At 44.1% G+C, this 16,368-nt stretch carries 9 protein-coding genes, 11 tRNA genes and 2 rRNA genes; 1 reads left to right on the forward strand and 21 read right to left on the reverse strand.

The genetic code is table 11. The features are described from left to right. Positions 1–59 precede the first annotated feature (59 nt). Positions 60–1,001 (reverse strand): zinc-binding dehydrogenase, encoded by a 942-nt coding sequence (locus tag MMB75_RS19680; RefSeq protein WP_045245422.1) that lies wholly within the window; start codon positions 999–1,001, stop codon positions 60–62. Positions 1,002–1,122: 121 nt separating this feature from the next. Between MMB75_RS19680 and MMB75_RS19685 the strand changes: the two genes are divergently transcribed. Further along, positions 1,123–2,001: a hypothetical protein gene (locus MMB75_RS19685; protein WP_016818710.1), complete on the forward strand. Its 879-nt coding sequence runs from the start codon at positions 1,123–1,125 to the stop codon at positions 1,999–2,001. Between the two features lie 1,553 nt (positions 2,002–3,554). Here the strand turns inward: MMB75_RS19685 and glmS are convergent. The 20 genes from glmS to MMB75_RS19785 form a co-directional block, all read right to left on the reverse strand. After that, positions 3,555–5,387 (reverse strand): glutamine--fructose-6-phosphate transaminase (isomerizing), encoded by a 1,833-nt coding sequence (gene glmS / locus MMB75_RS19690; protein WP_016818743.1) that lies wholly within the window; start codon positions 5,385–5,387, stop codon positions 3,555–3,557. Between the two features lie 631 nt (positions 5,388–6,018). After that, a complete protein-coding gene (glmM, locus tag MMB75_RS19695) occupies positions 6,019–7,359 on the reverse strand; it encodes a phosphoglucosamine mutase (protein WP_045245421.1) in 1,341 nt (446 codons plus the stop codon). Between the two features lie 59 nt (positions 7,360–7,418). Beyond that, positions 7,419–8,888: a CdaR family protein gene (locus tag MMB75_RS19700; RefSeq protein ID WP_025365925.1), complete on the reverse strand. Its 1,470-nt coding sequence runs from the start codon at positions 8,886–8,888 to the stop codon at positions 7,419–7,421. Then, positions 8,885–9,718: a diadenylate cyclase CdaA gene (gene cdaA / locus MMB75_RS19705; protein WP_013373237.1), complete on the reverse strand. Its 834-nt coding sequence runs from the start codon at positions 9,716–9,718 to the stop codon at positions 8,885–8,887. Before cdaA ends, MMB75_RS19700 begins: the two co-directional genes overlap by 4 nt. A 221-nt stretch (positions 9,719–9,939) precedes the next feature. Next, a complete protein-coding gene (locus tag MMB75_RS19710) occupies positions 9,940–10,563 on the reverse strand; it encodes an anti-sigma factor (RefSeq protein ID WP_045245420.1) in 624 nt (207 codons plus the stop codon). A gap of 150 nt (positions 10,564–10,713) precedes the next feature. Then, positions 10,714–11,280, reverse strand: coding sequence for an RNA polymerase sigma factor SigW (gene sigW, locus MMB75_RS19715; RefSeq protein ID WP_013373239.1), 567 nt, complete (start codon positions 11,278–11,280; stop codon positions 10,714–10,716). 190 nt (positions 11,281–11,470) lie between these two features. After that, positions 11,471–14,263 (reverse strand): phosphoenolpyruvate carboxylase, encoded by a 2,793-nt coding sequence (ppc, locus tag MMB75_RS19720; RefSeq protein WP_045245419.1) that lies wholly within the window; start codon positions 14,261–14,263, stop codon positions 11,471–11,473. A 727-nt stretch (positions 14,264–14,990) separates the two neighbouring features. Continuing rightward, positions 14,991–15,061, reverse strand: a tRNA-Gly gene (locus MMB75_RS19725). Positions 15,062–15,070: 9 nt separating this feature from the next. After that, positions 15,071–15,144: transfer RNA gene (locus MMB75_RS19730), tRNA-Pro, on the reverse strand. Positions 15,145–15,166: 22 nt separating this feature from the next. Continuing rightward, a tRNA-Arg gene (locus tag MMB75_RS19735) sits at positions 15,167–15,243 on the reverse strand. Positions 15,244–15,247: 4 nt separating this feature from the next. Further along, a tRNA-Gly gene (locus tag MMB75_RS19740) sits at positions 15,248–15,322 on the reverse strand. Positions 15,323–15,332: 10 nt separating this feature from the next. After that, positions 15,333–15,413 (reverse strand) — tRNA-Leu (locus MMB75_RS19745). 12 nt (positions 15,414–15,425) lie between these two features. After that, a tRNA-Lys gene (locus MMB75_RS19750) sits at positions 15,426–15,501 on the reverse strand. 4 nt (positions 15,502–15,505) lie between these two features. Next, positions 15,506–15,580: transfer RNA gene (locus tag MMB75_RS19755), tRNA-Gln, on the reverse strand. A gap of 55 nt (positions 15,581–15,635) precedes the next feature. After that, positions 15,636–15,711 (reverse strand) — tRNA-Val (locus tag MMB75_RS19760). A gap of 11 nt (positions 15,712–15,722) precedes the next feature. Beyond that, positions 15,723–15,794 (reverse strand) — tRNA-Glu (locus tag MMB75_RS19765). Positions 15,795–15,805: 11 nt separating this feature from the next. Then, positions 15,806–15,878: transfer RNA gene (locus MMB75_RS19770), tRNA-Thr, on the reverse strand. 3 nt (positions 15,879–15,881) lie between these two features. Further along, positions 15,882–15,957, reverse strand: a tRNA-Asn gene (locus tag MMB75_RS19775). A gap of 18 nt (positions 15,958–15,975) precedes the next feature. Further along, positions 15,976–16,092: ribosomal RNA gene (gene rrf / locus MMB75_RS19780) — 5S ribosomal RNA — on the reverse strand. 150 nt (positions 16,093–16,242) lie between these two features. Further along, positions 16,243–16,368, reverse strand: a 23S ribosomal RNA gene (locus tag MMB75_RS19785); the annotation flags it as partial.

Here is a 16,368-nt window from a genome sequence, read left to right on the forward strand (position 1 = left end):
CCGTTTCTTTTTCAGATTCGTTTTTAGATTCCTGGGATTATAGTTGCAAACTTATATAATCAATCTAAGTGAAGCACGGCTTTGCCCGAGAATTTCCGTTCCATAAGATTACGGGCAACGGTGTCAATTTCGGTCCAAGGCGCCTCCACTTGGATACGTGGGATTAACCGGTCATCTGTGACCAGCCGGGCCAGCAAACTCAGATCGTCCGCGGCTGATTGACGAGTGAGTTCCTCACCTAAAAAGAAGCTGTACAAGGTTCTTCCTCCGCTGGTCACCATATTCTTCATATCGATCATTGCGGTATTTGAAGAGGAAAATCCTACCGCAACGCAAATCCCTTGGGGCGCTAGCTGCGGCAGCAACGCCGCCAGTGCATTGCCGCCTACTGAATCGATGATCAGATCGTACGGCCCAAATTTGCTGGCTGATGAAATTGCGGAATATCCAATGATCACTTCGTCGGATCCGACCTCCCGAACAAGCTCAGCCTTCTCTTCCGTGCTTGCCGTACCTACAACGTATGCGCCGGATTGGACTGCAAGCTGATGGGCGAATAGCCCAACTCCGCCGCTAGAGCCTGTAATGAAAATCCGTTTGCCAAGCAGCATGCCGCCTTTTCGAAGTGCATAAAGAGCCGTGAGCCCTGCTACGGGGAGGGTAGCCGCCTCCGTAAAAGTGAGTTTGTCTGGGATTTCGGCCAACAACGATACGGGAGCAGCCACTTGCTCGCTCCAGGCTCCCATCGGGAGCAAACCAACAACCCTAGCCCCTTTTTGCGGTCCTGCGCCGTTCTCTGCCGGCTCGATGACAATCCCGGCGAAATCCCAGCCAGGACGGCTAGATATTTCCTGATTTTTAGCGTCACTCACTTCACCGCGGTTGAGTGAGACGGCCTTCACTTGCACAAGCGCTTCCCATGGCTTAGGCTGCGGGGCGTCAACTTCCTTGAAGGCCAAATGAGACGGGGCATGCGGATCAACAACAATAGTACGAATCATATCGGTTTTCCTCCATGTTGGTTATGGTCATTAGATGACCTTCATTTCAATGAGGAGTATACTTTAAATAAAGGTTCGGCCCAAGTGCAGAACTACACTTCATAAGAGAAGGGAAGAGAAGATGGATATAGATACGGAGAATTCCAGACATAGAATCGTAATGGGAGAAATTGAAGCCCTGCGGATAAAACGCCAGCAAAAGCTTGTCGATCGACCTCAACCCTCCTTGAAACGATTTACTCAACAAGAGCTGAACGACGAGGCTTTTCCTTCGTATAAAAATCTGCTGGTTGGACGTACCCGCCGCATACCGACCCGCCAGACGATAATAAATATTGCAGAATATCTTGAGTGTACATCCGACGAGCGTAACGATTTGCTTTTGGCAGCCGGCTTTCTTCCAATTCAGACCGAATTGTATGGACGGTCGTTGGAGCGTGCATTAGAGTGGGCTCAGCAAACGATGAGGAGTATCCCTTTTCCCGCCATGGTCGTAACACATACTCAGGACATCAAGGGATTAAATGAGCCGTTTCATCAATTGTTCGAAATCCCTCTCGACCGTTCATATGACGGTTTAATGAATAGGGTCGATTTACATTTTAATTCTGGTTTTCCTATCCGGTCCCGCTCCACGTTTGACAAGGCGTCGTTTAAGCAGTGGGAGGAGCACATCATAAACGGAATACAAGCCTTTAAGAGTGAGCACATGCTCTCGCGTTATGATGCGTGGTATCAAAAATTGCTGGATAGAGTTCAGAAATATAACGCGTGCGAATATCTAAGTGTGCCGGATGTAGGGGGAAATGTTGATCAAATACAAACAATTCTAGCCAGAATAGAAAGCTCCGGAGACCTTATTCCCGTACGCTACAGACAGGTTTCGATTTCCGCAGGCGGCCGCTTATATCCGCAAATTGAGGTTTTCCTGCCGGTAGATTCTGCCGCCCGCACAGTTTTCGAGAACCTGGGATGTCCAGCTGATTGTACATTTGTCTAATCCGATACTTACAAGAAGATGGAAACGAAAAGTTATTGGTAGCTGATAATTCAGAATAGGTGGTTTATTAAACTATTGGGGAACGTTAGTTGAATGACAACAGCGGCAGTCTAAGGCTTTATTTATCAAGTCTTGGTCTGCCGCTGCTTTATATTAATTGTTCAGTCTAAAACTCATTTTTCAAAAGCTGACGATTCTTCAGTTCAAAAACCTCGCTAAATCAACAACTCTAGTCTAATACTTTATTTTCACCGAACACCTGTCATTAACTTTTCTAATATTTCTTTACCATAATATCGGTCTCTATTTAAACCAAAGCAGCTGTCCTGATTTTAACAAAGCCTGATGACACTTGTTCATCAGGCTTTTGATTTTACTAAAAGTGATTTCTTTTATTATGTTTCCTTAATATTTAGTACACAACTTTATTGTTTAGTATATAACTTTATTGTCTGTAGACAGCATTTCTAAATTCTGGTTTTCGAATTGAATTAAATGAGCAGTATTAGAACAACAAGATTTGAATCTAATCGGTAAAAATATTACCCTTTTTAATAGAGCATTTTCTGTCTCTCCTTTAAAGAAAAGATATAGTAAATGGAAAATTTTAGTACCCATTAGTTCACTTAAAGAAGTAGCGCCTCACACCTTCTTTTACAATTTAATTAACTATGTGATAGCTGATGATTCTTTTACCACCAATCTACATTCTTCATAATCTTCAAATTCATTTCTTATGTAAATTGATTTTAGATCAGTTGGGATATATCTAATGCTGAGATTCGAACCGCCTTCTTTCAAAGCTCTTTCTAACCATTTCTCACGTACGGCTCTTGAGCAAGTATAAAAAAACTGCTGAAACAGAAACCGTGGGGTGTTACAAAAGCAATATGCTAAGTGAATTTAGGGATATGAATTATTACACTCCTTTCTCTATTCATATTATAGTCATTGTTAATTTTTTTATATATAAATGCCAGGAATAATTGGTATACGGATAATTCGTGACTTTTATGTACCAAGATTAAAATGAGTATTTCTAAGACATATTATTAAGGAACTCCCGTAAAAGATTAGTACCGAACAATCTTCAGTTTTATAAAATCAATAATTTCATCTCTATCTTCTTTAGTAAGTTTTCGAAACAAAGAATAAGTTCTAATTCCTGAGCTTCAATGGCTAAATTAAAAATAGTGTTCTTTGATACAGGCGTATCTCCAACGATTAACCACTCTATATGGGAATTGAAGTTTTCTTTAATTGCTATAATTATATCAAGAGAGGGTCTGTATTTATCTTGCTCCAGCTCACTCAACGTTCCTTGAAAAATTCAAAATCATATTTGCAAACTTTATTTGATTTAAGTTGTTTGTTTTTCTAATCGTTCGAATTCGTTGGCCTATTGTAGACATAATTGCCCTCCTAAACTAAAAAGATCCCGATATATCATCGGGATCTTTCTTGATGTTTGTAAAATGACTAGTTCCAGACTTTTTTTACTGGTTCCACACTTTTTTTATCACCAGACAATGAATTTAGAATTTTACTAAAGCTTATTCTACAGTAACACTTTTCGCCAGGTTACGTGGTTTATCAACATCATGACCTAGTGCAAGCGATGCGTAGTAAGCCAACAGTTGGAGAGCTATAACTGAAATGGCAGCCGACAGAATCGGAAGTGTTTTTGGAATTGCAAATACTTGATCTACGGATTTCAACAGCTCGACAGCATGCTCTTCATATGTGATTGCAAGCACGTCACCGCCACGAGCTTTGACTTCCTTAATGTTGCTCACGGTTTTTTCCAACACGGATTCCTGTGTTACCAAAGCGATAACTGGAATTCCCTCTTCGATCAATGCCAGTGTACCATGCTTCAGTTCACCCGCAGCATATGCCTCGGAATGAATGTAGGAGATTTCCTTGAGCTTCAGGGAACCTTCCTGTACTACAGCATAGTCTTGACCACGACCAATAAAGAATAAGTGCTTGTTGCTAGCAATTTGCTCAGCATAGGCTTTGATCGCATCTGCTTTACCCAACATCTCTTCTACTTGCTCTGGCAGTGATTCCATAGCAGCCAGCACATGAGCTACTTGCTCATCCGTTTGTGTGCCACGTACTTGAGCCAGATACAGACCCAACAGATAAAATGCAATCAACTGGGAAGAATACGCTTTGGTGGAGGCTACGGCAATTTCCGGTCCTGCCAGTGTAACCAACACATCATCTGCATCACGGGCGATAGAGCTGCCGACTACATTTGTAATCGCCAGTACATGAGCCCCGTTTGCTTGTGCTTCACGCAGTGCTGCCAATGTATCAGCAGTTTCACCGGATTGACTCACCACGATCACCAATGTCTCTGGTGTTACGATAGGAGAACGGTAGCGGTACTCGGAAGCTACATCGTTTTCTACCGGAATACGAGCCATACTTTCAATAACCGTACGGCCAATCAAACCAGCATTGTAAGCTGTACCACACGCTACAATTTGAATGTTGCGGATATTTTTAATTTGTTCTTCTGTCAGCTTCAGCTCTGGAAGAACAACTTTTTTAGTATCTTTATCGATACGACCCAACATCGTGTCACGGTAAGCCTTAGGCTGTTCGTGAATTTCTTTCAACATGAAATGCTCATAGCCGCCTTTTTCCGCTGTAACAGCATCCCATTCGACATGAATCATTTCCCGAGAAATAAATTGGCCTTCGATTGTCATTAATTCGACAGCATCACTAGTCAGAACAGCCATTTCGCCATCGTTCAAAATAAATACATTGCGTGTATATTTCAGAATAGCCGGAATGTCGGAACCGATAAAGTTCTCGCCTTCTCCCACACCAATAACCAACGGACTTGCTTGACGAACAGCTACCAGCTTATTAGGCTCGTGCTCGGTCAGCACTCCCAGTGCAAAAGCACCGCGCATAAAGGTAATTGCTTTTTGTACTGCTTTAACAATATCTCCTTCATACTCACGCGCAACCAGATGGGAAATGATTTCTGTATCCGTTTCGGAAATAAAGGTATGACCTTCGCTGATCAGCTGTTCCTTCAGTTCCAGATAGTTCTCAATAATTCCGTTGTGAACTACAGAGAACTTTTGGCTCTCATCCAAATGCGGATGGGAGTTTTCATCAGAAGGCTTACCATGCGTTGCCCAACGTGTATGTCCGATGCCTGCATGACCTACCAACGGTGTACCATCCAGTTTAGCTTCTAGGTTCGCCAGACGACCTTTTGCCTTGGCTACTTGCAGTCCTGAATCTGTAAACACGGCAATACCCGCAGAGTCATACCCGCGGTACTCCAGCTTCTTCAGTCCGTCAATCAATACCTCTTGCGTATTCTGATTACCAATATATCCTACAATGCCACACATATTCGTTATCCTCCCGATCATCATTTCACAAGACGACTCATCACAGGACTAACGTGTGCGGTAGATTGTGGAATAAAGTTCATTCATCTATGAAGTTGTCAATGATAACTATAGAATTTACAGGCATCTCTTCACGAATGTAACGAAATTCCCAAACCGCGCACGCCAATGATGATGGCCGCACATTCATGAAATGAATCTTATAATTTAGGTTATAAAATAATTAGGGCATCTACCGGTGCGTTGTGTAAACAGTTGCCTGTTCATTTTCCGCTGCCGGTTTACGGGTTGATGCTTCACCGGAAGGTCCCCGCCGAATGTTTCGAACACCTTCACCTCGTCAGCTTGCTTTGTCGTGAACCGATTGCAAGCAACATCATCTCAACGGAATCTATTGCTTCTCCACCAAGTTCCCCCGCACAAAATCAAGCTCTGGCGCTTGTAATACGTTACCTCACAACCCTCGCTTTCTCTATCTGAGTCACAGCATCCCTATATTATATTCAGCAGAGCATCATTTGGCAATGACACTTTATTCATAATTACACCCTAAAGGCATTAAAGCATTAGTGAATAACCGCAAACGCGGTTGCCTGCTTGTGTTTAACAGGCAACCCACGTTTACAAAATTTTAAACTAATTCTTTTTTCACGACATCTACGATCTGTCCGACAAATTGCTCCAGCTCATCCTTATCCGGGCCTTCGGCCATCACACGAATAAGTGACTCTGTACCTGAAGCACGGACCAATACACGCCCATTATCGCCCAATTGTTGTTCCACCTGTTCAATCGCTTCTGCAATCGCAGGGTTCCCCTCGTAATTACGTTTGTCCTGCACACGTACATTTACAAGAACTTGTGGATATTGTTTCATAAGCGATTTTAGTTCGCTCATCTTCTTGCCAGAAGCTTTCAGGGTATCTACCAGTTGAATCCCCGTCAGCATGCCATCGCCTGTCGTATTGTGATCAAGGAAAATAACATGACCAGACTGCTCACCACCCAGATTAAATCCACCCCGACGCATTTCTTCCATCACATAACGGTCTCCAACCGCAGTTTTTGCAGTCTTGAGAGCTAGCTTTTCAGTAGCTTTATAAAAACCGATATTACTCATTACTGTCGACACAATAGTGCTGTCCTTGAGTTTTCCAGCCCGGTTCATTGCATCTCCGCAAATACAGAGAATGTAGTCTCCATCAACCTCTTCCCCGTTCTCATCAATTGCGATTAGGCGATCGGCATCGCCGTCAAAGGCAAGACCAATGTCCGCTTTCAAGCGGCGCACTTCCTCTTTCAGCTTTTCAGGATGAGTCGAGCCGCAATGATCATTGATATTCAATCCGTTTGGCTCCGCGCCGATCGTGTGCACTTCAGCTCCCAAATCTGCAAAAAGCTTCGGCGCCAGCTCATAAGCTGCTCCGTTTGCACAGTCCAGCACAATTTTTAGACCTTCAAAAGAATGAGTAATTGTTGTTTTCAAAAATTCCAGATAATCGTAGCGGGAATGCTCGTCTACAACAACCGTACCCAACCCGCTGCCAATCGGACGAGGCAATTGGTCTTCTTTTGCATCCATGAGCTCTTCAATTTTCAATTCAGTTTCATCGGTTAATTTAAACCCATCGCCGCCAAAAAACTTAATCCCGTTGTCCTCAACAGGATTGTGAGATGCTGAGATCATGACACCAGCGTCCGCTTTCAATTGTCGTGTGAGATATGCCACTCCAGGCGTCGAAACAATACCTAGGCGAACCACATTAGCCCCAATAGACAACAAGCCGGCTACCAGTGCCGATTCCAACATCAGTCCAGATATCCGTGTATCCATACCAATAACAACTGTCGGTTTCTCTACATTACCTGCTAAAACATATCCGCCGCAGCGGCCAATGCTATATGCCAGTTCGGCTGTTAGTTCCTGATTAGCAACGCCTCGTACACCATCTGTACCAAAATATTTCCCCATGTAAAATGACTCCCTTTTTTTGTCTAATAATCTTGATCATTTACTACAGATAAAACATGTTATGGCTGACCGTTCTCCGAGGTTCCATTCGCAGAAGATTCTGCGCCGTTATGAGGACTTGTTTTATCCTCCGCAGCTGCGTTGTCCCCGGTATTTGCGTCAGAGTTGCCACCTTGATTGCCTTGCCCCTCCTGTGGCCTCTCCTGCCCCTTATCACCACTACCAGAGGGGTTTGATTCATTCTCACTATTCGGATTCGTTACAGCAGGTGTAGAAGGGCTCTCAATGTTTACCGTTGCCTTTAGTTGGCCGGCATTCCCGGCTTGCGTAATGTATTTAGGCAAGCCTACTTTTAGGGTAACCTCGTGTTGACCAGTCGCGAGGCCACTTACATTTGCCACCAAACTAACGTCATCATTGGTTAAATTGTTTACCAAATCCTGCGGGCCCTTCACAGTAACATCCATCGTCTTGCCTGCGGGTGCTATAATAGTCGCGTTAGCTCCATCTCCTGCACCTTGTAAAACGATTGGGATGCCTGACAGCGTCCGTTCCGTATCTGTAACTTCATTGGAAGGAACGACGGTCACCTGAATTTGTATTAACCCTGGCTCGATTTTATCAGAACCTGAGGGAGCTGCCAAATTAGCTTGAACTGTACGGGTTCCCGCTTCTGTAAATTGACTCAGATCGAGTGTAGCCGTGACATAAGAGCTCAGGCTGCTTAATACATCCTGTGATGCATATACCGCTGCTTCCTTCACATTTGCGTTTACTTTAGAAAGCGCCAATCCGTCTGGCAGCTCTCCGGAATAGACTATTTTGACAGGCACAGACTTCGCCTGCTGAGTGACCGGGATTTCAACTGACACAGTGGATGGCTCAATGACCGCACCTGTGAGTTCCTGCCCCTTTTTGTTATAGGCCTTCAGCTTTACCCGTTTCTGTTCAAACTTTTCTGAGATGCCATCCGTGTTAACAGCCCCTTGCACCGCAGTAACGGTATTCAGCTGGCTTTTGGGTAAAGTAACCTTTACTGTTTGAGGAGCAATCACAGGCTTACCGAGCTGTAGCCCCGCATCTGGACTACCCTTAGGTACTATAGATACATTAAATGATTTCGTTTGTTTTTCCTCAATTGTTACTGTAACACGGTTAGGAGTCATGGATACCAATTCCACCCCATCCGGTAAATCCGGTTCAAGTGACAATGTTTTAGTGCCTGCTCCTAAGCCGCTTAAGTTTAATTTTGCCTGATAATTATCCGCGAAAAAAGTAGTCAGGACAGAGCGCTGTCCTCTGACCTCCATCTTTACATGATCAGTGTCCATCGTAGACAGCACATATTTTGAATCATCCAGACCACTGGCCTGAATGGCCACATTATCAATTATTTTATTATTGTAGGAAACGGTCAATGTAGACGAAGGAGTACCTGTATCCAGATGAACCATTCCCCACAGCATTATAGCAACCGCAAGCGCCAATATCTTGGAAATCGTATTATTGTTAATCCATTTGTCCATCATGAATTTCCACGGCCTCCCCTCCGATTCCAGAATGAGCCGCGTTTTTCCTTCAAAGACGGTGTTGGCCGCAACTCCTCATACAGCTTGGAGATTAGGGATTCTTCCTTAATGTCACGCACGACCTGACCATTGATAGCCAACGAAATTTGCCCTGTTTCCTCCGATACCACGACAGTTACGGCATCCGTTACCTCACTCACCCCAATTGCAGCCCGATGACGGGTTCCCAACTCCTTGCTAATGAAGGGATTTTCCGATAATGGCAAATAGCAGGCCGCAGAGGCAATCTGTTTATTTTGTATAATCACTGCACCATCATGCAAAGGCGTATTGGGAATAAAGATGTTAATTAGCAGTTCAGAACTAACTACGGCCTGTGTCTTGATACCAGACTCCGTATATTCGTTCAGTCCTGTCTCGCGCTCAAATACGACCAATGCTCCTATTTTTCTACGTGATAAATAATTCAGCGCCTTAATCATTTCTCCAATTAACTTATTGATCTCTTCATCATCTACTGACGAACGCCCAAATAGTTTACCACGCCCCAACTGCTCTAGAGCACGACGTAACTCAGGCTGAAAAATAATAAAAATAGCCACTACACCAAAGGTGAACATCTGATTCATCAACCACTTGAGCGTGTACAAATCAAACCAGGTACTAACCGCCCAAATAACAACCAGGAACAGAATCCCTTTTAACAATTGAACTGCTCGCGTTCCGCGAACAAGTAAAATAAGCTGATACATAATATAGGTTACGATTAAAATGTCGATAATATCTTTAATGGACTCTTTCCAAGTCAGGTCCGCAAAATAATCCAACATGCGCATGCCCCCGCAATTTTCTGTAGTGAGTGGGTGTAATATGTACACAGTATGCTCTCTCTATCTAGGTTATAACGATCAGGCTCGCGTTGCAAGCTGTGCGACAAAAGAATCGCCAAAATCAGTAAAATACAGTACAATTCGCCAGACCTAGATACAAAAAAACGCCTTTTCCAGCGGAAAAAGGCGCTCGATATCGTTCTTGCCATTTCAAGCTTCTTTTATCGAGAAGACGGTCCCCCGAACAAATCGGTAACCTTGTACCAAATCCAGTCCAAGGTTTGATCGATACTTTTAACCTGTCCTGCAATATGGGCGGTTGAAGCTTGATAGTACGAGCCGTCAATCACAGTAAGATTTCCTTCTACATCACCGTATACACGTGCCTCACCATTCTGTACTGTTAAATCTCCGGCAATGGATTTCCCTTCAGGTACAATTACAGTATCGCCCTGAATAACAACTTGATCTAGATTGCTTCCTTTGACTACTAATTGATGGTCCGTGCTAGAAAAGCTGGCCATACTTGAGCATATCACAATAAGGAAGAAGGCGGCGGCTGTTACAGCGGGATGCCTCTTCACCCAAGCTAGCATAGGCACCGCAGGCTGTCGTTTATGCGGCGGCAAAGCATTCATAATGCGAAATGTCAGCTCATCCGATACACACGGCACTTGATGATAGCGTGTACCGTAAAGCATCGCATCCGTCCGCTCCAGCTCTTTAAAACGCATGCGGCATTCCGGGCAGACTAACAAGTGTTGTTCCAACTCATGTTTGTCCTGCTCAGACAGGTCGCCATCTAGATAGTCATGCATAAAAGAGACGGCTTGTTTGCAATCCATATGAGCCAATCCTTTCTAATATTCTTCCGTGTTTCTCAACATAACATGCTCCGGCTTAGAAACTTTGCTCATCTTACATACGTTACAACGAACATTATGTTTCATAAAAACATCTACGCAGGCTCTTTTCCTAGAATGTATGCACAGCATTTATAGCTTGTGCTCCAGTTTTTTGCGTAGAAAATCCCGTCCCCTGTGTACTCTTGTCTTAATTGTGGTAACTGGGAGATTGAGCACATCGCTAATTTCCTGTAAGGAAAGCTCCTGCAAATATCGTAGAACCATAATCGTCTTGTATTTATCCGGAAGGCTGTCAATGGCGTCATGAATTAAAGCTTGCGTTTCCGACAACAGCGTACTCCCTTCAGGGGTAAGCTCTTCACTAGCAAGCATGGCGTACCCATCAACACCTTCTTGATCATTCATTTCAGCATCAAGTGAGTATGTAGGTTTTCTCCTTCGCAGACGATCAATGCACAGATTTGTAGCAATCCGATAAATCCAGGTTGAGAACTTCTGTCCATGGTCATACTTTTCCAGGTTACGATACACACGCAAAAAAGTTTCCTGCACCAAATCCTCCGCCTCATGACGATTACCTAGCATCCGGTAGGAAAGATGAAAAATCCGATCTTTATATAACTCGACTAACTCCGCAAAAGCTCGCTGATCACCTTTCTGCACCAGCCTAACCAAGCGGCTTTCCATATTATCCACTCTATACTCCCCCAGACTTGCTGATGGGTTACTTATTACATGTTTATGATTATTCATCGTAGTTTAATTTTATCCAGAAATCAACTGAAGTGTGGACACAAGTAATAAACTCGCGCTTCATTACTATAAACACAGCACAATCGGGCACTCCATGAGTACCCGATTGCCTGTATCATACGGCCAAACTATATCAGCCTGTGTTTCTCAAGCCTGCGGCAATTCCGTTAATCGTCAACAGTACCTCACGCAGCATTTCAGCGTCATCACCGTTCTGATTACGCAGCTCGCGTAGCTCACTCAGCAATTGAACCTGCAAATAACTTAACGGATCGACATAAGGATTACGCAACCGGATAGATTCCTGAATAACAGGTACATCGTCCAAAATCTCAGATTGTCCGGTTATTTTCAAAATCAATTCAGATGTCAGCTTGAACTCTGCAGAAATCTGCCCGAATATACGTTGCCGTGCTTCTTCGTTATCCGACATACCAGCATACTCCTCTGCAATCAGCAAATCCGCTTTAGCGATTGCCATTTGGAGTGTATCAATAAGCGACCGGAAGAAGGCAGAGTCTCTAAACATCGTTTGCAGCACTTTAAGGTTATCTTCATTGTTTTGATAGTAGCTTTGCAAACCTGTTCCTGCCGCATACCAAGCAGGTAGCAAATAACGACTTTGTGTCCACGCAAAGACCCATGGAATAGCGCGCAAATCCTCAAAACGTTCACTGTTCTTACGCTTGGACGGACGAGAGCCTATATTCAGCTCGCCTACCTCAGGCAACGGTGTAGATTCTTTAAAGAAAGTGAAGAAATCTGGATCTCGGAAAATCAAATCCTGATACTTCTCCAGTGATACTTCGGAAATACGGGCAATAATCTCCTCCCAGCTTTCCTCGAACACTTCTTTCTTTCCTGAGCGATGATACGCAGCAGCCGTAATTAACGCTGATGTCGCCTGCTCCAAGCTCCGATATGCAATCCCCTTGAGCGAGTAGCGGGATGATAGCACTTCGCCTTGCTCCGTAATCTTAATTCCTCCACCAATGGTATGAGGAGGCTGAGCTAGAATACTGCGGTTAAGTGGCATTCCTCCGCGCCCCAGCGCTCCTCCACGTCCGTGGAAAAACTTCACTTTTGCGCCATACTCGTTCACTACTTCCGTAATGCTATTCATAGCGACCCGAAGTTCCCAGTTCGCTGTAACCACACCGCCATCCTTATTACTATCCGAGTAGCCAAGCATGATCTCCTGAAGCTCATCCATCGCGGCTACAGATTGTCGATATACAGGCAGGTTCATCAATCTTCTCATAATATCAGGTGCAGCATGCAAATCATCTATCGTTTCAAACAAAGGAACGGATTGCAGCGTACTAATGACAGTGCCATCCTTCTCAATGCGGAACAGGCCTACCTCTTTGGCTAATACCATAACCTCAAGCAAATCACTGGCACCCTGAGTCATACTGATCAAGTAGCTTGTAATGGATTGCTTGCCAAATTCCTCCTGAGCCAAATAAATCGTACGATATACATCAAGACATTCCTGTGTGCTATCGCTATATTTCAAATATGGCGAAGTAATCGGACGGGGTTCATTTAGCAGCTGTTCCAGCAGATCTATTTTTTCTTCCTCTGACAGCTTACTGTAATCTGACACAATATTCATTTTAGAAAGAATTTCAGTCATCGCATTTTCATGCTCCTGACTGTGCTGACGTACATCCAGCGTAGCTGTATGAAAGCCGAATAGCTCTACCTGACGAATCATCTTTTGAATATACGTGTCTGCCACATAATCAGCAAAATGATGACGCAGGCTGCTGGCAATCACATTCAGATCTGCAATAAGCTCTTCTGCGGAGCTATAGCGTTCCTTAGTACCCTGTTTGCTCTCATCCAAAACGTTATTCACCTTAGCAATCATATATGCTAGTTTGATGCGATAAGGCTCTTTTTCGTTATGCCATACTTCCATTTTTTTAAGTGTGATGTGGGCGCGATCTTCTTCAATAGAAGCCAACAAATCATCAGAAACTCGCACAATGCTGGTACTAAAGCTCAAGTAACCCATGAGTTCCTTCAGCGTGTGCTGATACTCTCTCAAAGCCAGCTTGCGTTGCATACACAACGTTTCCCAAGTCACATGAGCTGTAACAGATGGATTCCCGTCCCGGTCTCCACCGATCCAAGAACCAAATCTCAAATAAGTTGGAATGTGCCATTTTTGCTCAGGATAATATTTATCCAAACATCGCTCCAATTCTTGGTATACATCTGGCAATACATGAAACAAGGTCTCATGAAAATAATACATTCCATTTCTTACTTCATCTAATACAGTTGGCTTTCGATCACGCAGTTCATCCGTCTGCCACAGTGTAATTACTTCATTAAGCAGATTTTCCCGTACCTGTTCTCGCTCACGCAAGGTAAGCATCGGATTATCCAGCAGCATGACGTCTTCAGAAATACGTTTGTGGATATCCAGAATTACTCGTCGTGTTGCTTCTGTAGGATGTGCAGTCATGACCAGCTCCAAGGAGAGTTCATTCAGCATGTTGCTAACGTCCTCAGCGGAGAAGCCTCCTTGTTTAAGCTCCTGAACGGAACTTTCGATAGAACCGGGTTGAACCTCTTCACCAGCGGAATGCTCATAATCCCGCTTACGACGAATACGATGGTTTTGCTCAGCGATATTCACCAACTGAAAGTAAATCGCAAACGCGCGAATAACCTGGTGACGAATATCCGTATCCAGTCCACTGACCATTTGTTTAAAATTCTCGTATAACTCCGGCTGATACCCGGCACGTAACGATTTACTTGCCTCACGTATTTTCTCCACGATATCCAAAAGTTCGTTGCCACCTTGATGAACCAAAACCTCACCAAGAATATTTCCTAGAAAACGAACGTCCCGCCGCAGCAGATTGTTGGATTGGTTTTTGTTAGCGGTTAACGTAAGCTCAGTCATGCTTTTCCCCCCATCTGATCTGTTCCACACCATATTCAGTTGTAGCAAAGGTACGTATACACACGAAATTTGACACTTTCTTAACATCATACAATAAAAACGTATGAAAAGCTGCAAAATTTACAGGAAAAAATCATGCTTTTGAAATACTTTTTTGGAGAATATATTGGTCACTTATACATAAAAATGAAATTAATAAATAAAACTGATTTTAGACGCTAAAAATGCGCGAAACATTATGCACAGTCTCTTTTAAAAAGCGTGTTTCCAAAGGTACAAATTCTTGTGTCATGATGTGTATATGTTTATTATTTGTTGACAAAGTGAAATTCATTGCGCTCTATCCACAAAGATATACACAAATAAGCCATAATCTCAGTATTCTAAATCTGTTTACTCATTAATCCCTACGTGTTACCCACATAAATAAAGCAGAGTGTGTAGAACAAAAGGAGCAGGTGTAAAGTTATCCCCATGAATTTCGTAACATAATAATTATAGGATTCCTATTTTCAATGGATTTGATCACGAATTTAGCCTTACTACAGGAAAAAGGGGGCCGTAAGAGGGGAAATTCGGGTCTAGGTGATAAATGCCTATGTAGGATATGCACAAGTCATCCCCAACCGTGCATGACAAGAGACATCATTTAATGGTCTATATACATAGAAGTTAATATATTGTGGACAAAATAAAAAGAAGCCTTTCGGCTTCTAGGTAATCGGTAAGCGGGTGATGGGAATCGAACCCACGCTATCAGCTTGGAAGGCTGAAGTTCTACCATTGAACTACACCCGCAAATCAGTATCGGGATGACACGATTTGAACATGCGACCCCCTGGTCCCAAACCAGGTGCTCTACCAAGCTGAGCTACATCCCGATATTATATTTTTTTAAAAATATGGCGCGCCCTGAGAGATTCGAACTCCCGGCCTTTTGATTCGTAGTCAAACGCTCTATCCAGCTGAGCTAAGGGCGCAAATTGGAGCGGACGACGGGAATCGAACCCGCGACCCTCGCCTTGGCAAGGCGATGCTCTACCGCTGAGCCACGTCCGCAAAAACAAGATGCGCGTGGAGGGACTTGAACCCCCACGTCAAAGACGCTAGATCCTAAGTCTAGTGCGTCTGCCAATTCCGCCACACGCGCATACAATGATAATGGTGAGCCATGAAGGACTCGAACCTTCGACACCCTGATTAAAAGTCAGGTGCTCTACCAACTGAGCTAATGGCTCTTAATGGCTGGGGATATAGGATTTGAACCTATGCATGACGGAGTCAAAGTCCGTTGCCTTACCGCTTGGCTAATCCCCAATATGCATATGATTCACAATTCCCCTATATTTCATCCATGTAAGAGAACAAAATATGGTGGAGGCTGAGGGGATCGAACCCCCGACCCTCTGCTTGTAAGGCAGATGCTCTCCCAGCTGAGCTAAGCCTCCATACTATCCTATGACCCGTAGGGGATTCGAACCCCTGTTACCTCCGTGAAAGGGAGGTGTCTTAACCCCTTGACCAACGGGCCATCCTGTAACAAGCTCTCAACCGGGATCGAACCGGTGACCTCATCCTTACCATGGATGCACTCTACCTACTGAGCTATGAGAGCAAATGGCTCCCCGAACAGGACTCGAACCTGTGACAACTCGATTAACAGTCGAGTGCTCTACCAACTGAGCTATCAGGGAATAATAATTATAAAACTCGCTTGGCGGCGTCCTACTCTCCCAGGACCCTGCGGTCCAAGTACCATCGGCGCTGGAGGGCTTAACGGTCGTGTTCGGGATGGGTACGTGTGGAACCCCTCCGCTATCGCCACCAAACATGAATTTGCCTCGCAAATTCCTTCGTAAGGTTATTCGGTTCATCACAGATTCTGTGAATGAATCACCATACGCTTGTTGTATGTACTTCTACATACTTTCAAGGTTACACCCTGAAAACTGGATCCGAAACTTCATTGCGTCTTATCTTAGGATAAGCCCTCGACCGATTAGTATTGGTCAGCTCCATGCATTACTGCACTTCCACCCCCAACCTATCTACCTCGTCGTCTTCAAGGGGTCTTACTAATTGGGAAATCTCATCTTGAGGGGGGC

The sequence above is a fragment of the Paenibacillus sp. P2(2022) genome (genome assembly GCF_029522175.1).
In the GTDB taxonomy this organism is placed as follows: domain Bacteria; phylum Bacillota; class Bacilli; order Paenibacillales; family Paenibacillaceae; genus Paenibacillus; species Paenibacillus polymyxa.